The 20597-nt window shown below is 42.0% G+C and carries 22 protein-coding genes; 14 read left to right on the top strand and 8 right to left on the bottom strand.

The window, feature by feature from the left end:
- Positions 1-6 precede the first annotated feature (6 nt).
- The 6 genes from J0656_RS10450 to J0656_RS10425 all read left to right on the top strand — a co-directional run bounded on the left by J0656_RS10450 (position 7) and on the right by J0656_RS10425 (position 5506).
- Positions 7-747: a BamP family beta-assembly machinery protein gene (locus J0656_RS10450; protein WP_207033512.1), complete on the top strand. Its 741-nt coding sequence runs from the start codon at positions 7-9 to the stop codon at positions 745-747.
- A complete protein-coding gene (locus J0656_RS10445) occupies positions 744-1553 on the top strand; it encodes a BamP family beta-assembly machinery protein (RefSeq protein ID WP_207033510.1) in 810 nt (269 codons plus the stop codon). Before J0656_RS10450 ends, J0656_RS10445 begins: the two co-directional genes overlap by 4 nt.
- A 120-nt stretch (positions 1554-1673) precedes the next feature.
- Positions 1674-2192, top strand: a complete 519-nt coding sequence (locus J0656_RS10440; protein WP_207033509.1) for a DUF6702 family protein — start codon at positions 1674-1676, stop codon at positions 2190-2192.
- Positions 2193-2252: 60 nt separating this feature from the next.
- Positions 2253-4571, top strand: a complete 2319-nt coding sequence (locus J0656_RS10435) for a M1 family metallopeptidase (protein WP_207033507.1) — start codon at positions 2253-2255, stop codon at positions 4569-4571.
- Between the two features lie 80 nt (positions 4572-4651).
- Positions 4652-4927, top strand: a complete 276-nt coding sequence (locus J0656_RS10430; RefSeq protein WP_207033505.1) for a Sec-independent protein translocase subunit TatA/TatB — start codon at positions 4652-4654, stop codon at positions 4925-4927.
- 6 nt (positions 4928-4933) lie between these two features.
- Positions 4934-5506: a phosphatase PAP2 family protein gene (locus J0656_RS10425; protein ID WP_207033502.1), complete on the top strand. Its 573-nt coding sequence runs from the start codon at positions 4934-4936 to the stop codon at positions 5504-5506.
- On the opposite strand, the gene J0656_RS10420 is transcribed toward J0656_RS10425, so the two are convergent.
- Positions 5472-6113 carry an O-methyltransferase gene (locus J0656_RS10420; RefSeq protein WP_207033500.1) on the bottom strand — a complete coding sequence of 214 codons (642 nt, stop codon included), beginning with the start codon at positions 6111-6113 and terminating at the stop codon, positions 5472-5474. The genes J0656_RS10425 and J0656_RS10420 overlap by 35 nt on opposite strands.
- Before the next feature lie 65 nt (positions 6114-6178).
- Here J0656_RS10420 and J0656_RS10415 point away from each other — a divergent pair, with 65 nt between their 5' ends.
- Genes J0656_RS10415 through J0656_RS10405 form a run of 3 tightly spaced genes read left to right on the top strand, consistent with a single transcriptional unit; the run spans position 6179 to position 9159 of the window.
- Positions 6179-6643 (top strand): GNAT family N-acetyltransferase, encoded by a 465-nt coding sequence (locus J0656_RS10415; protein WP_207033498.1) that lies wholly within the window; start codon positions 6179-6181, stop codon positions 6641-6643.
- Positions 6644-6700: 57 nt separating this feature from the next.
- A complete protein-coding gene (gene kynU / locus J0656_RS10410; protein WP_207033496.1) occupies positions 6701-7969 on the top strand; it encodes a kynureninase in 1269 nt (422 codons plus the stop codon).
- Positions 7970-8010: 41 nt separating this feature from the next.
- Positions 8011-9159 carry an MFS transporter gene (locus J0656_RS10405; RefSeq protein WP_207033494.1) on the top strand — a complete coding sequence of 383 codons (1149 nt, stop codon included), beginning with the start codon at positions 8011-8013 and terminating at the stop codon, positions 9157-9159.
- A gap of 135 nt (positions 9160-9294) precedes the next feature.
- Here the strand turns inward: J0656_RS10405 and J0656_RS10400 are convergent, their stop codons facing one another.
- Positions 9295-10800, bottom strand: a complete 1506-nt coding sequence (locus tag J0656_RS10400) for a S41 family peptidase (protein ID WP_207033492.1) — start codon at positions 10798-10800, stop codon at positions 9295-9297.
- 133 nt (positions 10801-10933) lie between these two features.
- The gene (locus J0656_RS10395; RefSeq protein WP_207033491.1) at positions 10934-11623 is read right to left on the bottom strand and encodes a hypothetical protein; all 690 of its coding nucleotides are present in this window, start codon (positions 11621-11623) and stop codon (positions 10934-10936) included.
- A gap of 85 nt (positions 11624-11708) precedes the next feature.
- Here J0656_RS10395 and J0656_RS10390 point away from each other — a divergent pair, with 85 nt between their 5' ends.
- The 4 genes from J0656_RS10390 (at position 11709) to J0656_RS10375 (ending at position 14013) form a co-directional block, all read left to right on the top strand.
- Positions 11709-12338 (top strand): RNA polymerase sigma factor, encoded by a 630-nt coding sequence (locus J0656_RS10390; protein WP_288980510.1) that lies wholly within the window; start codon positions 11709-11711, stop codon positions 12336-12338.
- A complete protein-coding gene (locus J0656_RS10385) occupies positions 12339-12527 on the top strand; it encodes a hypothetical protein (RefSeq protein WP_108247190.1) in 189 nt (62 codons plus the stop codon).
- Between the two features lie 34 nt (positions 12528-12561).
- Positions 12562-13389, top strand: coding sequence for a mechanosensitive ion channel family protein (locus J0656_RS10380; RefSeq protein ID WP_207033489.1), 828 nt, complete (start codon positions 12562-12564; stop codon positions 13387-13389).
- 78 nt (positions 13390-13467) lie between these two features.
- Positions 13468-14013 (top strand): ClpP family protease, encoded by a 546-nt coding sequence (locus tag J0656_RS10375; RefSeq protein WP_108247188.1) that lies wholly within the window; start codon positions 13468-13470, stop codon positions 14011-14013.
- A gap of 147 nt (positions 14014-14160) precedes the next feature.
- Here J0656_RS10375 and J0656_RS10370 read toward each other — a convergent pair whose 3' ends face one another.
- The 3 genes from J0656_RS10370 to J0656_RS10360 are packed head-to-tail and all read right to left on the bottom strand — an operon-like array spanning position 14161 to position 17134.
- A complete protein-coding gene (locus tag J0656_RS10370) occupies positions 14161-15693 on the bottom strand; it encodes a cryptochrome/photolyase family protein (RefSeq protein ID WP_207033487.1) in 1533 nt (510 codons plus the stop codon).
- A 3-nt stretch (positions 15694-15696) separates the two neighbouring features.
- Complete coding sequence (locus tag J0656_RS10365; protein WP_207033485.1) at positions 15697-16995, bottom strand: DASH family cryptochrome; 1299 nt, start codon at positions 16993-16995, stop codon at positions 15697-15699.
- Positions 16985-17134, bottom strand: coding sequence for a DUF2256 domain-containing protein (locus tag J0656_RS10360; protein ID WP_207033483.1), 150 nt, complete (start codon positions 17132-17134; stop codon positions 16985-16987). The genes J0656_RS10365 and J0656_RS10360 overlap by 11 nt, the downstream gene beginning before the upstream one ends.
- A 138-nt stretch (positions 17135-17272) precedes the next feature.
- Here J0656_RS10360 and J0656_RS10355 point away from each other — a divergent pair, with 138 nt between their 5' ends.
- On the top strand, positions 17273-18622 hold the full coding sequence (locus J0656_RS10355) for an FAD-dependent oxidoreductase (RefSeq protein ID WP_207033482.1): 1350 nt from the start codon (positions 17273-17275) through the stop codon (positions 18620-18622).
- Positions 18623-18701: 79 nt separating this feature from the next.
- Here the strand turns inward: J0656_RS10355 and J0656_RS10350 are convergent, their stop codons facing one another.
- Both J0656_RS10350 and J0656_RS10345 read right to left on the bottom strand, forming a co-directional pair.
- A complete protein-coding gene (locus J0656_RS10350) occupies positions 18702-19481 on the bottom strand; it encodes a zinc ribbon domain-containing protein (RefSeq protein ID WP_207033480.1) in 780 nt (259 codons plus the stop codon).
- 5 nt (positions 19482-19486) lie between these two features.
- Complete coding sequence (locus J0656_RS10345; RefSeq protein ID WP_207033478.1) at positions 19487-20581, bottom strand: Nif3-like dinuclear metal center hexameric protein; 1095 nt, start codon at positions 20579-20581, stop codon at positions 19487-19489.
- Positions 20582-20597: the final 16 nt, after the last annotated feature.

The following is a 20597-nucleotide window of genomic DNA, read 5'->3' as shown; positions in this document are numbered from 1 at the left end:
ATTCCAATGAAAAATATATACTTGATCGTGTTCTCATTACTGTTGTCCGGCTATTGCATGGCGCAGGACTCCCGTCAAATGTTGCGGGGAAAGGTGCTTTACAGGAGCTCCAATGTCCCCAACGAGAACGTTATCAACTCCACTAGTGGCCAAGCTACCATAACCAACGACAATGGTGAGTTTATGATCGAGGTGATGGAAGGCGACCAATTGGTCTTTACCGCGATCAATTACCAGTTGGAGGTGGTGAAGATCACACCGGAAATATTGGCCAACAACCGTTTGGTGGTAGAGGTGGATGAAAAAGTACAGGAGCTGGACGAAGTAGTGGTAAGCCCGGAAAACCAAGAACGCTTTCTTGAGGTAAAAAACGAGGATTTTAAACAGTTCGATTACGAAATAGATCGTAGCACTGAGGTGGAGAACATTGCCAATTCCCAGATTACACGTGGTATGAAGGATGGACTCAACTTTGTGAACATTTTCAAGGCTTTATTTAAGTCTCAAGATGCCAATGGACAGGAGCGAATCCCGCTTAAAGTGAGCGAAGTGCTCAGACATGTGTATGATGATGAGTTCTTTGTGGTGGATCTAAGGTTGCCACAGGACAAGATAGATGCATTTCTGTTGTATTGTGATGACAAAATACCTTCCCAGACCCTGCTCAAAAAAGAAAACGAATTTCAGTTGATCGATTTTTTGGTGACCCAAAGCAAGGAATTTAGGGAAACTTTGAGCGAGGAATGAAAAAGTGCTTACTTGCCTTGTTGATTTTTGCCGCCCAATGGGCTTTTGCCCAAGAAGGCGAGACTAAAATATTGCAGGGGAAAGTTATCAGTGCCGACAAAGATGTTGTGGGTGTTGTAGTTCAAAATGTGACTACTGCCGATGCGGTGATCACCGATCTGGAGGGCAATTTTTCCATACGGGTAAGGGTAAACGATACCTTGTTGTTTTCCGCTGTACATTTTTTAAGAAAATCCCTTCCCGTTACCGAAGCATTGTACCGCTCCAACTTTGTTGAGGTGCCCATGCAGGAGTTTGTGAACGAGCTCAAGGAGGTGGTGGTAACCCCGTACAACCTGACGGGTGATCTCACCAAGGACATAGACCGTGTAACTTTGGAAAAGGATGTAAGCGCCGAGGCGTTGAACCTGCCCAATGCCCACAGGCGTATTCCTACCCAGAGTGAGCGTAAATTGCAGGAAGCGTCATCCATGAGCATGACCGCTGGCGGTGGTTTGGGAGGTGCAGGTGGTGGTATGAGCCTCAATCCCATCATCAATGCGATAACAGGGCGTACCAAAATGCTCAAGAATAGGGTAAAGGTGGATAAAACCTATGCCCAAACACAGCAAGTGCAAGGGTTTTATGCCGACTCGCTTTTTGTGTCCACTCTTAAGATTCCCATGGATAAAATAGAAGACTTTATGTATTTCTGCGAGGTGGACGAAGCTTTTCAAACAGCCGTGGAGCTGGGAGATAAACTACAAATCTTGGATATTATGATTCAAAAGAGCAGGGCATACCGGGAGAGCAATAATTTGGATTGATTTTTTTAGATGTTTGATGTCTGATGTCTGATGTCTGATGTCTGATAAAAGTTTGGCAGGTAAATTGCAGAAAGATTTCTAAAACTGTAACATTGCTGTGCAATTAAAGCCCAATACCACATGATGACACTAAAAAAAGGAAGGATGGCATTTTTACCTTTGGTAATGTTGTTGTTGCTATCCTTTTCATCCGCCCATAAATATTATGTAAGTGTTACCAATATCGCCTATTCCAAAGATGATAGCGCGTTCCAGGTTACCAGTAGGGTCTTTATAGACGACCTCGATAAGTTGCTGAAGGAACGGTATGACATTGAGGCGAAATTGGCCACGCCAAAGGAATCCAAGTTGGCGGACGAGTACATCGAAAAATATTTTAGAACAAAATTTGCGATAGAACTTGACGGGAAGCCCGTTCAATATAATTTTTTGGGAAAACGCTACGATAACGATATGGTGATCTGTTATCTGGAAATCCCCAATGTAAAGCTATCGGAAACAAAAAGCATGACCATACAGAACGAAGTGCTCATGGATTTGTTCGATGATCAGCAGAATATAGTACATGTCAAGTGGAACGGAAACAAAAAAAGTTTTATGCTGATCCGTCAGAACAACAAAGGAATGTTAAACTTATGATGTATTCTTAACAATTGGTTAAAATATGTTATTTTTCACCGTTATAAAATCAGATAAAAAATGAACAGATTCAAGTATTGCTTAGCTTCTGTCTTGTTCCTTTTTGGGGCCGTGGTTATGGCACAAGAAGAAGGGGACGTGAAAGAAAAGCGGGAGCCCGGTCATTACAACCAAAGTAGATTCAAACAATTGTACGAGGAGTTTTCCACTCCCAACACCTACCGTTCGGCCTCAGGTGCCCCAGGCCCTGATTATTACCAACAGCAGGCGGATTACGTAATGGACATCCAGTTGGATGACAAGAACGCGAAGATCAGTGGGGAAGAGACCATTACGTACCATAACAATTCGCCGGACGATCTGGAGTTTCTTTGGGTGCAATTAGATCAAAACGTGCGGGCCAAAGATTCTAAGTCTCCTTTGCGGGACGGCAATGGTGTAAATATCGCCTATACGGCGGACAACTTTGCCCAAACCTATATAAGTGAGCCGTTCGATGGTGGTTTCAATATACAATCCGTTACCGATGCCAGTGGAAAGCCGTTGTCGTACACCATCAACCAGACCATGATGAGAATCAACATCCCCGAACCGTTAAAAAGCGGGGAGAAAGTTTCATTCTCCATCAAATGGTGGTACAATATTCCAGACCATACTGTGGATAGGGCACGTTCTGGCTACGAGTATTTTCCAAAAGACGGGAACCGTGCTTACGTAATCGCACAGTTCTTCCCAAGAATGGCCGTTTACAATGATGTAGAGGGATGGCAGAACCACCAGTTCTGGGGAAGCGGAGAGTTCGCTTTGCCATTCGGTAATTACGATGTTAGCATTACCGTACCTGCAGACCACGTATTGGATGCAACGGGAGAGCTTCAAAACAGAGATGAAGTGTTCTCCAAAGAAATGCTAAAGCGTTACAAGCAGGCCAAAAAATCGTATGATAAGCCTGTGATCATCGTAACCCAAGAAGAGGCGGAAGCTGCAGAGAAAGGTTTTTCTACCGACACCAAGACATGGAAGTTTAAAGCAACCAATGTTAGGGATTACGCATTTGCATCGTCCAGAAAATTTGTTTGGGATATGCAGGCCGTTAAAATCGGTAACAAAGATGTAATGGCAGTGTCCCTTTACCCAAAAGAAGGAAACCCACTTTGGGAGGAACTGTCCACCAAAGCAGTGGTGCAGACCTTGAAGACTTATTCAAAGCACACGTTCGATTATCCATACCACAAAGCCATTTCCGTCCATGCAAAGAACCAGGGAATGGAATATCCGATGATTTGCTGGAATTACGGACGTCCGAATGAGGATGGTACGTATTCCGACAGGGTAAAATATGGAATGATCAGTGTGATCATCCACGAGGTCGGCCATAATTACTTTCCTATGATAGTTAACTCCGATGAGCGCCAATGGGGATGGATGGATGAAGGAATCAACACCTTTGCCCAATATTTGGCAGAACAGGAATTCGGTAAAAACTATCCTGAAGTGATAGCCCCCAACAGCGAATACCCATCACGAAGAGGAAAAGCAGCGGATATTGTGCCTTATATGGCTGGAGACCAAAGTTATATTTCCCCTATCATGTCCAACCCGGAAAATGTGTATCAATTGGGTCCAAACGCATACGGTAAACCGGCAACGGCACTTAATATCTTAAGGGAAACCGTAATGGGAGAGGAATTGTTCGACCATGCCTTCCAAACCTATGCTCAACGTTGGATGTTCAAGCATCCGACCCCAGAGGATTTCTTCCGTACTATGGAAGATGCTTCCGCAGTGGATTTGGATTGGTTCTGGAGAAGCTGGTTCTACACTACCGATTATGTAGATATCGGGGTGTCCGGTGTTAAAAAATACTATGTGTCCAACAAGCCTACCAAGGAAATGGAAAAATATATGGCCGATAGAAACCTTACCGAAGCCGACCTACCACCATTGGTATATTTGGCAGAGGAAGATAGCGAGGACTTTGCTCCGGAGCTAAAAGGAAAATCCCCGACCGAGACTTCCAACAACCTTAAGGAATTTATGATGGACAACATGACCGAAGCCGAAAGAGCCCAAGTCAAGGAGCCAAAGTATTTTTACGAGATCACTTTTGATAAGCCAGGAGGAATACCAATGCCATTGATCGTAGAGTATACCTACGCAGATGGAACTACCGAGAACATCACGTATCCACCAGAAATCTGGAGAAAGAACGATGCCGAGGTAAAACGAGTAATGGCCACCCAAAAGGAATTGGTGGGAATTGTAGTTGATCCAAAATTGGAAACTGCGGATATCGACACTACCAACAACGCTTGGCCCAAGAAAGACGAGAAGTCTGACTTTGATAAATTCAAGGAAAATATCAAAGGAGACAAATAACATAAAAAACTATGTTAAGAGCCCCGTGATTTCACGGGGCTTTTTTTATTTTGGAATGAAGATCTGATTATATTTGTGCCATGCAATTTCTATTTATTAGTGGAGCCGAGATTTTTTTCATCCTATTTATAGTGGTGATGGTGTTTGGTGCGGACAAGATTCCCGGTATCGCCAAAAGCCTCGGGAAAGGAATGCGTCAACTTAAGGACGCAACGGACGATATTAAACGCGAAATACAGAAAAGTGCGGATGATGTGGATACTGATTTCACAAAGAACATCCGTAAGGAAATCGACGATGTAAAGAAGAATGTGAACGAAGTTTCCGGTTCCATCAAAAGAGACCTGAACAAGTAGAATTCTATGTTGGAAAAATTGCTCAAATGGGATAGGGACACATTTGTTTATCTCAACGCACTGGGCATAGAGGATTACGACGTTTTCTGGTCTACCGTTACCAATATTTCCACTTGGATACCATTATTTATCCTTTTTCTCCTTCTTTTTTACCTGAAGTTTTCCAAAACCGAAGCTTTGTACAAGTTTCTCACCGTACTGGGCTTGGTGATTTTTATCACGGCCATTACCCATATCACCAAGGTTTCGGTGGCTAGGCTAAGGCCCAATAATACGGAAGAGATCAACACCCTGATCCGTATTTTAAAAAGCCCAACGGATTATAGCTTTTTCTCTGGCCATGCATCCAGTTCCTTTTCCATAACCACTTTAGTGTTTCTTTTTTTACGCCATAAGGTAAAATGGGCGATACTTTTTTTTATCTGGCCCATATTGTTTGCCATGAGCCGTATTTACGTAGGCGTGCATTTCCCCATTGATATTATCGTTGGAACGATGGTTGGGATTTTGTCCGGATTGCTTTTCTTCTGGATTTACCAACGATTTATAGCACCCTACTCAACGTCAGTCCGTCCCTAATGGGCAACAATACGGTTTCCACTCTAGGATCTTCCTTTAATTTTTGATTGTATTCGAGCAACACCGCTGTGGCTTTGTCTGATTTTTGTAACGGTTCCACCACTTTTCCGGACCATAGCACATTGTCGGAAAGAATAACACTGCCTGGTCTGGTTTTTTGGATAACCGCTTCAAAATAGGCATCGTAGTTTACCTTTTGCGCATCAATAAAAACAAGGTCAAAAGTTGGGTCAAGCTCGGGAACAATATCAAGTGCATCCCCAATATGTTGTTTGATTTGAGGGCCAAACCCGCTTCTATCAAAATACCTGCGCTGCATTTCATGGAGTTCCTCGTTCACCTCAATGGTATGCAGCTCCCCATCTTTTTGAAGCCCTTCCGCCAAACACAAGGCCGAATAGCCCGTGTAGGTGCCAATTTCCAAAATATATTTGGGGTTGATGATCTTGGACAACAAACTTAACACCCTTCCTTGAAAATGCCCGGTGATCATTCGGGGCTGCACCACCTTTAAGTGTGTCTCACGGGTGAGTTCCTGCAATAATTTGGGCTCGTCCTCCGAACTGTTGGCAATATAACTCTCCAAAATGGGCGATAGGAAATGCATGATATATTTTTCGCAAAAATATAGAAAAGAACTACATTGACTGCTTGATAAAACAAAAGAACCTCATGACGTTACCAAAGGTAAGCATACGAAAAGCAACATTGGAAGACTTGCCCAAGCTCCTCAACTTTGAACAGGAAATCATTGAGGCGGAGCGCCCTTTTGATGTTACTATAAAAGAAGGGCCTATCAGTTATTACGATATTGGAGAAATGATTCAGGATACAAAAGCATGCGTATTGGTCGCAGAGATAGATGGTGGGGTCGTTGCTTCGGGCTATGCTATCCCCAAAAAAGCAAGGCATTATCTGGACCATGAGTTTTACGCATATTTGGGTTTTATGTATACCGATGAAAATTTTCGGGGGAAGGGAATCAATGCTCAGATTGTGGACGGGCTTAAACAATGGTCCCAGGAACAAGGTTATAAGGAAATCCGATTGACGGTCTACAACGAAAACTTACCAGCAATCAGGGCTTATGAAAAAGTAGGATTTAAAAAGCACATCATCGAAATGCGTTTGGAGTAATTTTCTTTTGATCACATTACTGTTACAAATTGTATTTTTGATGAAAACCAAAATAGAATGACATTCGAGAATACGCTTGAATTTGCCAAAAAGCTCGATGCTTCCGATGCATTGGCTTCCTATAGAAATGAATTCCACTATCCACAAGTCAACGGTAAGGATGTAATCTATTTTACGGGCAACTCACTTGGGCTTCAACCCAAACGTACCCAAAAGTTTGTTGATGAGGTTATGAAGGACTGGCGAGAGCTCGCTGTCGAAGGACACTTTTACGCTGACAAGCCTTGGTGGGATTATCACGAAAGACTGGCCGAGGGTTTGGGTAAGGTCGTAGGGGCAAAACCCAAGGAAATTTCGGTGATGAACACCCTAACCGTAAACCTTCATTTGTTGATGGTGTCCTTTTACCGACCTACCGAAAAACGGTTCAAGATAATCTGCGAAGAGAAGGCGTTTCCGTCCGACCAATATATGTTGCAAAGTCAGGTGCGCTATCACGGACTGAATCCCGAGGATGCTATAGTAGAAGTGAAAAAAAGAGATGGGGAACATGCATGGCGTACCGGGGATATCATCCAAAAAATAAATGAAGTGGGCGATGAGCTGGCTTTGGTGTTGATGGGTGGTGTCAATTATTATAATGGGCAAGTATTGGATATGAAAGCCATTACCAAAGCGGGCAAGGATGTTGGTGCCTTTGTTGGTTGGGATTTGGCCCATGGCGTTGGAAACATCAAATTGAACCTGCACGATTGGGGTGCTGATTTTGCCGCTTGGTGCAGCTATAAATACATGAACAGTGGCCCGGGGAACGCATCGGGAGTCTTTGTGCACGAAAAACACTTGGGTAAAGAGGACATCCCTCGTTTTGAAGGCTGGTGGGGAACCAAAAAAGAGACACGTTTTTTAATGAGGCCGGAGTTCGACCCTATCGAAACCGCCGACGCATGGCAACTGAGCAATCCGCCCATTTTGTCCATAGCTCCCTATTTGGCCTCCTTGGAAATATTTGATGAAGTGGGCATGGATGCCCTGATCAAAAAACAAAAGACCATTGTTGCCTATCTGGAGTATGTGCTTCACGAGATAGATAAGGAGGTGGATAGCTCATTTGAAATTATTACCCCTGCAGACAGGGGATGTCAACTTTCCGTGTTTTTGCACGGTGAGGGCAAGTCCATCTTTGACTATTTAATGAAAAAAGGTGTAATCACCGATTGGAGGGAGCCGAATGTTATTCGATTGGCACCCGCACCTTTGTACTGTTCGTACGAGGATATGTATCGTTTTGGACAAATCTTAAAAGAGGGTATACAGGGCAAATAAGAACCAATGCACTAAATGAACCGACTAAACACCACCATTAGATGAAATCCCTATGGCTTATTTTGTCCAATCCACGATATTTTGGAGTGGCATGGGTATTCACCAGTATCAATATTTGGTTTGGTACATGGGCCATTTATATTCCTACCGTAAAGGAAAAACTGGACATAAACAAGGCCGATTTGGGAATAGCCCTGTTCTGCTTGTCGCTGGGGGTTTTTACTATTTTCCCTGTGGCTTCCAAGGTCATCAATAAACTTGGGGTCGGAAGGTCGTCATGGTATGGGGTAATATTTGCTTCCATAACAGCAATGTTGCCGCTTATGGCACCCAATTATTATATGCTGATGGCAGCGTTGTACCTTTTTGGGGCAAGCAATGGATTTATAGATATAGCCATAAACACTTTGGTCACCGAGATTGAAAAGGAAGACAAACAAAACTTTATGTCCGCGGCCCATGGCTTTTTTAGTTTGGGCGGTATTTTGGTAGGCCTGGGCAGTTTCCTGATTCCTGTGATTGGAAACCCTGTGTTGCACATGGGCGTTACCGTGGTGTTGGTATTTATCATCAATTTTTTTCTAAAGAAACATTATATCCAAGTGGTTGCCGCTCCAGTAGAGAAGGAACCTTTCAGCTTAAAATTGTTCAAGCCGTTGCTTTTGCTGGGCATTATTGGGTTTGTATCCTTTGGTAGCGAAGGTGCCATTATAGATTGGAGCGCACTTTACCTCAAAGAAATGACCATGGCACCAGAGCTGCTCATTGGTGCGGGATTCTTGGCATTTTCCACAACTATGACCTTAGGTCGGTTTCTGGGCGATGGTATCAGCGCAAAAATTGGGCCCATAAGAATAGTAGGGTTGGGAGCACTAATTGCTACTATTGGTTTTGTTTTGGTGCTGACACAAAACACTACTTGGTCCATAATTGGATTTGCTCTTAACGGTCTTGGTTTTTCGGTCATAGTACCCGAATTGTTCCGTATCGGAGGGAATGTAAAAGGGGTGGATTCTTCCCAAGGTGTTGCTTTTATAGCTGGGTTCGGGTATATCGGATTTTTGTTGGGGCCTGTTATTCTAGGGTTTATTGCCGAAAGCGCCTCTCTAAACTATAGCTTTGTCCTGTTGCTGTGTATGGCCCTTTTGGTTTTTGGGATTACATTTTTTCTGCGAAGGAGGGGGAAATAAAATCAATTGTATGTGCTCATATCAGAATTGATCAATGTTCCATAACTGTAACGAATTATTTGGCCGATTGCAGGTCATATGATTTTCTAAGTTATCAGTTTCCGGCTATACCAACTTCTCACATATAGGAGACAGTTATTTTTCCTTTATCAGGGCTCTTAACTTTTCAAGCTGTGTGTCCGATTGCCAAAGCACTTGGTTCATATCCCTTTCTATTTTTATATCAGGTGTTGTTCCGTAGCCGTCCAAAACCTTTCCATCTTTTTGAAAGGAGACCATTGTACTGATTTTCCCGAACAATTTTGAATTTGGGAGGTCGACCCAATCGCTATTGCCACTAGAACCATCCGTTGTTACCCCAACAATTTTTATATTCGGAATTCCTTTGAAAGCAGAGACGAAAACAGATGCGGCACTAAATGTTTTTTCGTTGGCCAAAATATAGATAGGCTTGTTGTAGTAGAGTCCTTCTGTGGATAATTTCTCTCCATTTAACAATCCAAAATAATATTCGCTGTATTTTGCTTCATCTAATTCATAGATGGGTTCAAAATTTTTTAAAAACTCCGTTGCCTTTTTCTGTTCCCTGTCATCCAATTCCGAAAAAGAATATAAAAATCGGCTGTGTAGGCTTTCTTTATAATCTTTTGGTAAGGGGAGTGGCCCTCTTTGCTTGACTACATTTACAATATGAATGGAGTCAGGGTGAATCAAATATTTTGCAAATTCATATAGCAAATCCCGTGTTCCTCCACCATTGGCCCTGACATCGATAATTAGGGCTTCGCTGTCGTTTTGAATGGATTTCATAAATGAATTGACTTTCTCAAAAAGTAGGGGAGCTTCATCCTTACTTACCATTTCCGGTAGTTTGATGTATGCGATGTTGTCGTCCAAACTAAATAGCCCAGCAATATTTTCGGGTTGGTTAAAGTCCTCGTCCTTTATAAAAAGATAGTCCCTTTCAAATTTTTCATCCCATGGTCTTTGCCTTTCTGATTTATCTTTTACGGGAACAACTAAAACAGTGTCATTTTGCAATACAGCGTCCGAAAGCGTTAATTCGATTTCTTTCGGTAGTGCTTTGTCCAATAGGATGTAGTTTTTTTGAATGTCCCTAATGTCGCGAACTGCTAGGGTAAAATAGGTCTCTTTGGAGGCCTTAATGTCTTCTGGCCGCGTTTTTTGCAAGAATTTATCTATGTCGAGACCATCAATCTTTTTGAGGTAGGGGAAGCGGGGATTTAGGATTTTCAAGTTTTCATCCTGATCATAATTCAAGACAACAACTTTATCGTTTACAGGTGCGTAAACAAATGGTAAGAATAAGGATTCGTTTAGGCTGTAGCCTCTAATGCCATTTAAAGCGGAATGTCTATCCGCGATTTTGGCCAAGGTGTTGGTGATAAACAAACCAAAATTTTTAAGTCTTGTGGAATCTTTTAACGATGTAAGATAGATTTCAAAATCCTTGTTGAAATCAAAACCGTTCAGATAAGCATAGGAAGACTTTTCATTTAATGTTTTGGTCAAAAATTCAACATCCTCTGTTATTTGTTTTTTGGTGAGCCAATTATCCTGTGCTTGTACATGTATGGTCACCAGACAAAATAATGGGATGATAAGGTTTTTAATTCGCATTTATAGTTTTGTTTCAAAAGTTTCATTTCCCGAAATAGGAAAATAAACGATGGGAAACATCATTTTTTAAGCGCCGGGGAGAATTTTGAAAATGCTTTTTGTAAGCAAACCATGCTCACAAAATCGAATTCTATTACTCCTTGCTTACCGTAAGCCCGGTAAAATATAAGTTGGTGCCACCTTCGGGACGATTGTGCTGCTTCGCTAACTGCAACCCCTGCATCTCTACATAATCTTCCCAAGTGGAGACCAAGTTGGACTCTTCTTGGTTGGATTTTCGATAGGCCCACTCGCGAATTATATAGTCGTCCTTAAAATAGAAATCATAGGCATCACCGGGAGTGTAACCACCTTCGTTGGCATACACTATGGTGAGTTTTTGCATAGGCTCTTTGCTAATTGGAGCGGTGGCCTCAGCTGTATGTTCGTAGGTATAGTTGCCGGAGTCCCACATTAAATTAAAAGGGGCCATCAACCAATATCTGTCATTTATAAAACCACTGTTTGTTTTTAGGGCAATGCTGTCCATGGAATTTCGGTTGTATGTAAGGGTGTCGGGTCCCGAAATGGCAGTAACAGTGTTGCTCTTGGGTTTCCAGTCCCAACTACGCTCAAAATGCATGGAATCCCTATCTACATTAAAGGTAAATGTGATTTCCTTCACAGCCGACCAGTTTTCAAAACCATGGGCTTCGGCAATAAGTTCCGGGACCGATTTATCGGTTTCGGTCGCTTCTTGGGTCTCCTCTTTTTGTTTTGGCTCCGTTTTACAGGATGCGAAAAATAAAATAGCGAACAATCCAACGATGTAATAGGTCTTCATATCTGATTTTTAACCAAATATAGTGTGAAAATCCGTTATTTTGCGCCCCATTTTAAAAAGCCTGACCAATAAATCTGTTTTTGAAGTGACTTTTTTTAAAAACTTGTTTCTAATACTTATAAGTAACCCCGACAAAGCGTTTTTGGAAAAGGAAGACTTATACGTACATCTTTCTGATGAGGAATTAGTAAAACAGATTGTGGCGGACAATGACCCTATGCTCTTTGGGAAGTTGTATGACCGCTATGTGAAAATGGTCTATAACAAATGTTACGGATTTGCGAAATCTGCGGACGAGGCGGAAGACTTGACCCAAGATGTCTTTCTTCAACTATTTATCAAACTTCGCACCTTTAAGGGAAAATCGAAGTTTTCTACATGGCTATATTCTTTTACCTATAATTTTTGTGTGAACTATGTAAACCGGAACAAGCAACTTAAAATACGGGATAAATCCGTACAGGTCGAAAGTTCGGAATACAAACTTACTGAAGAGGTGCCCGATGAGAGCTTGTTTGAAATGAAAGCTGATAAGCTCAAGAAATGCTTGGAAATCATCTCCGCCGAAGAGCGGTCTATTTTATTGTTGAAGTATCAGGACGGAGCCAGTATAAAGGAACTGGTAAACTTATTGGATATAGGGGAGAGCGCAGTTAAAATGCGGCTTAAAAGAGCCAAAGAAAGACTATTGGAAATCTATAATACCCTCGAATAGATGGCAAAGAAACACAAAAACCCATTCAAAGAGCTGGAGGCTTCCTTGCACGAGGCCCCACCGGAAATGAAGCAAAAAGTGATGAACGACATTGCTGCCGCAAAGTTGATCATGGACATGGCTTCATTGTTCTCGATTAATTTGGGCAGTGCTTTGCGTAAGCTTTTCCGAACAATGGGCGACAACTAATCAACTAACAGAACACTATAAATAAACAACAACTATGGAGACTATTAATGAATGGAAAAATGTGACCCTGGAGTCCCTGTCTGGCATGGGCAAAGAGATGGCGCTGGCCCTCCCAAAAATATTGGGCGCTATCATTATTTTGATTTTAGGTTGGATCGTTATCAAAATTGTACTCTTCCTTCTGAAGAAAATCCTTAAACTGGCCAAAGTGGATATGCTAAATGATAAGATCAATGGCATGGAAGTCGCAGGCAAAGGAGACCTGAATGTAGATATCATAAAAATTATTTTGGGGTTTGTTCGGTGGTTTTTGATTTTGGTGTTTTTGATTGTCGCCGCGGATATTTTGGATTGGAAGATCATATCCAAGGAAATCGGCAACCTCTTACATTATCTTCCTAAGTTCTTTAGCGCTTTGGCACTATTGATGCTCGGGTTCTATATAGGCAACTTTGTGAAGAAGACCATAAAAAGATTGTTCGATTCGCTGGAATTTGGAGGTTCCATTATCGTAAGCAACCTGTTTTTCTATGTGATAGTCATCTTTATGTCCATCACCGCATTGAACCAGGCAGGTGTTGATACCACAATCATTACCAATAATATCACATTGATTCTGGGCTCTTTCCTTTTGGCATTTGCTTTGGGGGTAGGATTGGGATCCCGAGAAATTGTTGCCGATATCCTTAGGGCATTTTACACCCGAAAGACATATGTGGTAGGCGATAGAATAGTAATAGGGGATGATGAAGGAGTTATTAAATCCATAGAAAACAATAGTTTGACTTTGGAGACAAGAAGTGGAAAGTATGTTATCCCGATCAAGGATGTGGTATCGCAAAAGGTGCAGATAAAATCATAATACGGCCATTGTGAAAAACAAGTGCGGTAACTTCCTTGGAATTTGATTATTTTTGAAGTCTTACAACACGTAAAAAAAATGAGTTCAAAAAAAGGAAAAGTTCAGGAATTGATCCAAGAGAAATTATTAGACGACCGCAAAGTGTTCCTTTGGGGCCAAGTAGACGATGATTCTGCAAAGCATGTAATCGACCGGTTGCTCTATTTGGATATGTTGAACAATAAAGAGATTCAATTGATTATCAATAGCCCGGGAGGATATGTAACCTCTGGTTTTGCTATTTACGATACCATTAAACAAATAAAAAGCCCTGTGTCTACCGTATGTTCAGGTTTGGCCGCCTCTATGGGTTCCATACTTTTATCGGTGGGCGAAAAGGGCAGAAGGTTTATCCAACCGCACGCCCGTGTCATGATTCACCAGCCAAGTGGTGGTGCAAGGGGGCAGGCTTCCAATATCGAGATTCAGGCAAGGGAAATCATCAAGACCAAGGAATTGGGTGCTAAAATCCTATCGGAGAATTGTGGACAGCCTTATGACAAGGTAATGAAGGATTTTGATCGCGATTACTGGATGAGCGCCGAAGAATCGGTAGAATATGGTATTGTGGATGGAATCCTGTAAATAAGACCATACATAATTCTTAAAAAGTGAAAAGTCCTTCGCAACGTATTGTGAAGGACTTTTTATATATAGGCGCCGTAGCGGAATATTTTATTTGATAGATATACGACAAGGTAGCAGCCCACAGATTTTAAAGAATTGTTAAAATCAAAATTCATCGGGTTTTTCTATAATTTTCTGCGCCCTTTCTTGTAATTCGTTCAACTCTTCCTTGCTTTTCTTTTCCAATAAGCTCAACATCATCGACATGCGTTGGTTGTTCTTAAAATGTCCTTTCTTTTCCTCCAAAAAGTTCCAGTAAAGCGAATTAAAGGGACAAGAGTTCTCTCCCGACTTTACAGTATGACTATAGGAGCATTCCTTACAATAATTCCCCATCTTATTAATGTAATTGGCACTGCTCACATAGGGTTTGGTGGCAATGATGCCTCCATCCGCAAATTGGCTCATTCCTCTGGTGTTGGTAATCTCTACCCATTCAATGGCATCTATATATACACCTAAATACCATGCATCTACTTCGGAGGGATCTACTTGGGTGAGCAGAGCGTAGTTGCCGATGACCATTAAGCGTTGAATGTGATGGGCATAAGCATCGTCCAAACTCTGTGTGATGGCTTTTTGCAGACAGTTCATTTTGGTTTTCCCCGTCCAAAAGAAATCTGGGAGCGCATTGTGGTTCTCCAGTTTGTTCATTTGGGCATACTCGGGCATTTCTTTCCAATACACACCGCGCATGTATTCCCGCCAACCCAATATCTGGCGGATAAATCCCTCGACTTGTGAAATATCGATATCATCTTTATGCTCGTAATAGTGTTCCAGCACGGTGTTGATGACTTCTTTTGGCGAGAGCATTTTGCTGTTCATCGCAAAGGACAATCGGGAATGGAACAAGTATTTCTCTTGGGTATGCAATGCATCCTGATAGTCCCCGAAATAGGTCAATAGTTTCGAACAGAAAAAATCCAATAGCTCCGTACATTCTTCGTAGGAGGTGGGCCAAGGAAAGTTTTTGGCATCAATGTTCCCAAAGGTCTTTACTTCCGCGCTTTGGATTTCTTCCAGCAGTTCGGTAACATCCGCGTTGAATGACAGTTCCTTTGGGATGTTAGGGGAACCGTCCCATTTTTTACGGTTACTCTGATCAAAATTCCATTTTCCGCCTTCAGGTTGGTCGTTCTCCATCAGAATGTTGTGCTTCTTACGCATCATCCGATAGAAACTTTCCATCAATAATTGTTTTTTTCCCTTGAAGTGATCTTTGAGTTCATCCCTTTTCGTGTAGAAGTGTTCCGTATCAAAAACTTCTGATGGAACGGAAATGGATTTGCAAATTTCTTGAAGCTGTTGGTCCAATCGGTATTCATCGGGCAATTGGTATTCAAACTTTTCAATTTTGTGCTCGGAAATGGTTTGCTCAATAAGATCGGACAGGTTTTGGGGATTGTTTTGATCACCGATTTTAAAATAGACCACGTTATGACCCTTTTTTTCCAAAGCATCCGCAAAATTTCGCATGGCAAGGAAAAAGCCGACCACTTTTTGAATATGGTGCTTTACATAATCCGTCTCTTGCCGCATTTCGGCCATCAGGTACATATGGTCATCGTTCTCTTGGTCCAGCCAGCTGTGCGATAGATTAAGCTGGTCGCCGAGTATAAGTCTGAGTGTTTTCATGAATCAAAATAAGGTGGGTTGGAGCCAAAGGCTCTGGAATTTTTTGTTCGGGTCGTAGCGTTCTGCTTGACTTTTGGTATTAAAGGTCCTGTTCCTAGGGTCGTTCCCCACGCCACTGTTGTACATCCAATTGCCCCAATTGCTGTGCACATCGTAATCAATGAGCATGGCTTCAAAATACGAGGCTCCGATACGCCAATCCTGTTTAAGGTGCTTGGACCAATAACTGGCCACGTTCTGGCGGCCACGGTTGCTCATCCAACCTGTTTTTTTGAGCTCTATCATATTGGCATTGACAAAGTCATCATCCGTTTCTCCATTGATCCAGTCACGTTTAGCGGCTTCGTTCGAGTGCCAGTCATATTCCTTTTGAAGGATTCCATCAATTTTAAAAATCTGGTTGCCATGTTTTAAGGAAACGTACTTGAAGTAATCGCGCCATATCAGTTCAAAAATCAACCAGTAGGTGTCCTGATTTTTCTTGATTTCGTTTTCAAAACGTTTTACCTCCCAATAAATGGTACGCGCGGATATACTACCATTGGCCAGCCATGGTGAAAATTTGGAACTGTAATCCGTGCCTACGAGTCCGTTTCTGGTTTTTTTGTAGTAAGCCAGTTTTTTGGTATCCCAGAAGTAATGTTGCATTCGATGAAGCGCATCGTTTTCACCACCAATAAATGGGAAGGCCGATCTATGGTCCGTATCAAAGGAAGAAAATCCCAGGTCATGTAGGCTAGGGAGATTTTTGGGTGGACCTACCCGATTTTCCTTTGGAAATACTTTTGGTTTCTCAAAACAAGGCCTTACCTGAACGTGCTTCTCGCACTTTTTGCGGAAAACCGTAAATACCTGCGGAATCTGTAAGTAAGAATCAAAAGGAATGTCCTCCGGATGAAAAAGGAACTGGTCCCAGGTCTTGTGGAACTCCACAGTATCAGGTACGCGGTTCTCAACATTTTGTATGACTTTGCTCTCTTCGGATGTCCACTCCTTTTGCAGAAAAATATGGTCGATGTTGAATTGCTCCACCAATTCTGGGATTCGGTCTTCAGGTTTTTCATGGAAAACTAGTAAGGTGATATTGAGTTCTTCCAGATTTTTTTGAAGCTGATGTACCGTTTCCAGTAAAAATTTGGCTCTGAAACGTTCTGTTTTTTTGAAACCAAAGGAACTCAACTCAAATTGTCTTGGGTCAAAAAAGTAAACGGCAACCGCACGATCGGATTGTGCGGCCCTATACAACGCTTCATTATCAAGAACCCGTAGATTGTTTCCGAACCAAATAAGGCTAGTTTTCATGTTTGTTTTTATTTTTTCTGCACCGTTCACTGCAATAGATTACCTGTTCCCAGTCTTTGGCCCATTTTTTCCGCCAGGCGAAGGGTCTTTTGCAAACAGGACATAATTTGGTGGGTAAATGCGGTTTCTTATGTGTCAATCTATTTTATTGTTTAATAAAAATACGAAAATATTAAACAAAATATTGAAATGGCTTTTTGAATAATTCAGATTCCCCGGTTTAACCTACAAAATGCTTATTTTTACGATTTAACCAGAATTCGCCCGCAGGGCATCTATGGCACAGACTTCAAAAAATATAGCCATCATCGGTTCCGGATTGGTGGGCTCACTACTAGCGATATATTTACGTAGAATAGGACACCAGGTTACTGTTTTTGATAGAAGACCGGATATTAGAACGATTAAGTTTTCGGGCCGCTCCATCAATTTGGCCATGAGCAACAGGGGATGGCGCTCATTGGATGAGGTGGGCATCGGCGCAAAAATCAAAGAAATTGCAATTCCGTTGGACAAGCGTGCCATGCACGTGAACGATAAGCCCGTGTATTTTCAAAAGTATGGAAAGGATGGCGAGGCCATTTGGTCCATATCCCGAGGGGTACTCAATAAAAAGATGATAGACCTCGCAGAAGGCGAAGGGGCTGTTTTCCGCTTCAATGAGAAAGTTTGGGACGTTAATTTGCCAGAGGCTAAAATATATACCGGGGAAACCGAGAAAAGTGAATGGCAGGAGTATCAATACGATTTGATTTTTGGCTGTGACGGGGCTTTCTCGCGCGTCCGTCACAAAATGCAGCGTCGTAGTAGGTTCAATTATTCCCAGAACTTCATCGATGTGGGCTACAAGGAGCTTACCATACCTGCCAACGAGGACGGAACCCATAAGTTGGATAAGAACTCATTTCATATTTGGCCGCGCGGCGAGTTTATGCTCATCGCCATGCCGAACATCGATGGTACCTTTACCTGTACGTTGTTTTTGCCGTTTGAGGGCAAGGTTTCTTTTGAAAGCATAAAGACCGAAGATCAGGCAAGGGAATTTTTCAAGGAGTATTTTCCCAATGTAAGAAAGGAAATAGAGAATCTTACCAAAGACTTTTTCAATAATCCTACCAGTGCCATGGTAACCATGAAATGCTATCCATGGACCTATTGGAACAAAGTGGCACTTGTTGGTGATTCGGCACATGCCATTGTTCCTTTTTATGGCCAGGGTATGAATGCTGGTTTTGAAGATATTTTTGTTTTGAATCAATTAATGGAAAAGCATGGAGATGATTGGGAGGCCATTTTTTCCGAATACCAAGAAAGTCGCAAGCCAAATGCGGACGCGATTGCGGAGCTCAGTTACAGAAACTTTGTGGAGATGAGCAGTAAAACGGCGGACCCTAAATTCTTGTTGCAGAAAAAAATTGAAAAGCATTTTGCAAACAAGCACCCCGAAAAGTGGGTGCCTGTGTATAGCCGCGTCACGTTTTCGGATAGACCTTATTCCGAGGCATTGGCGATAGGGGATATGCAAGAAACAATTATGAAACAGGTTATGCAAATGTCAAACATTGAGGAAAAATGGGACTCCAAAGAGGTGGAGGATAAAATATTGGCTCTTTTAAAGGACAGTTAAGGAGATTTAAAACGTATTTATATCAAAAGAAAAAGCCACCTTTTTAGGTGGCTTTTTTATTTGTTTACTTTGGACCAGCTTAAAGCTTGGCAAAAAGTTTTTCCATTCTATCTTGCTCTTCTTCAGCTAAAAGTGGGTCGACCAGTATTCTTCCACTATGCTCATCGGTGATGATTTTTTTACGGGAAGCAATCTCAACCTGTACCTGTGGTGGAATGGTAAAGAAAGAACCTCCGGAAGCGCCACGCTCAACAGGAACTACGGCCAGACCGTTTTTCACGTTGTGACGGATTCTTTTATAGGCCTTTACCAAACGGTCTTCGATTTTTTCTTCGTACTCTTCGGATTTTTTCAAAAGAGCTTTTTCTTCTTTTTCGGTTTCGGCAAGAATGGCATCCAATTCACCTTTTTTATGTTTTAGGTGACCTTCTCTCTCAGACAATTTCTCCTTGGTCTGTGCGATAACCTCTTTTTTCTGCTCAATCTGTGCTTTGAACTCTTTTATGTTCTTTTCGGCCAACTGAATCTCCAATTCTTGGAACTCTACCTCTTTGGTCAACGAATTGAACTCGCGGCTGTTCCTAACATTTTTCTGCTGCTCGCTATATTTTTTGATAAGCGCCTTGGACTCGTCGATAAGGTTTTTCTTTGCAGTAATCTCAAAGTTAACGGTCTCAACATCCGTTTTTAATTTGTCCAACCTTGTTTTAAGACCAAGAACTTCGTCTTCCAAGTCCTGTACTTCCAAAGGTAGTTCGCCTCTAACGTTGCGGATTTCATCCACTCTGGAGTCGATAAGCTGTAAATCGTACAGCGCCCTTAATTTGTCCTCTACAGTGCTTTCTTTCTTATTCGCCATATATTTTATAAATACTTGATGGGATTCGTTATACTCTCCGATAAAGAGACTGCAAAATTAGGAATTTTTTTCGTAAGATAATCAACCAATAAATCTTTTGTAAACTGCTCAGTTTCAAAGTGCCCGATATCGGCCACGACCAGTTGATTTTCGGCCTGGTAAAAATCGTGATATTTAAGGTCGGCTGTAACGTATATATCTGCTCCCGCTTTCTTGGCAGCTCCAATGGCAAAAGCCCCGCTGCCCCCTAAAACAGCCACTTTTTTTACTTTATTTCCCAATAGTTTGGAATGGCGTACTATAGAAGCGTTCATCCGCTCTTTGGTAAAAAGAAGAAACTGTTTTTCGTCCATTTCGGTATCAAGCTCGCCTATCATTCCCATGCCCAAATCTTGATTGGTATTCTCCAAAGTAAGTACTTCATAGGCCACTTCTTCATAGGGGTGGGCGTTAAAAAGTGCCTTTAAAATGGATTTTTCTTTTTCAAATGAGAAGATTACATTGATTTGGGTCTCCTTTTCGGAATGTATTTCACCAACTTTTCCAACGGCCGGGTTGGCTCCGTTCTCTGCTTTAAAACTCCCTATTCCATTCAAACTATAACTACAATTACTATACTTCCCAAGGTTGCCGGCACCAGCTTTGAACAGGGCCAGTTTTATATTTTCAGCATCGGCGATAGGGGCATATGTGGTCAGTTTTTTTATGCTGTTGGCCCGTGGAATAAGGATTTCAGGGTTTTTAAGCCCCAAAACTTCACAAATTTTGGCATTTACCCCCATTTTGCTATTATCCAAAGCGGTGTGCATGCTATAAATGGCGATGTTGTTGGCAATGGCCTTTATGACTACACGTTCCACATAGTTGCTGCCCGTCAATTTTTTTAATCCTTTAAAAATGATAGGGTGAAAGCTTACAATAAGGTTGCATTTTTTTTCTATGGCCTCATCTACCACATTTTCCAGAGTGTCCAAGGTTACCAGCAGGCCCTGTACCTTCATATTGGGGTCGCCTACCAATAAGCCTACATTGTCAAAATCTTCTGCGTGTGCCAAAGGTGCCAGTTCTTCAAGCACTTTTGCTATTTCGTTAACGGTCATTTTAAAAATGTTAATT

The sequence above is a fragment of the Flagellimonas aurea genome, from assembly GCF_017313785.1.
GTDB lineage: Bacteria > Bacteroidota > Bacteroidia > Flavobacteriales > Flavobacteriaceae > Flagellimonas > Flagellimonas aurea.
The sequence above is the reverse complement of the archived record's forward strand: the minus strand, read 5'-3'. Positions and strand labels throughout refer to the sequence as shown.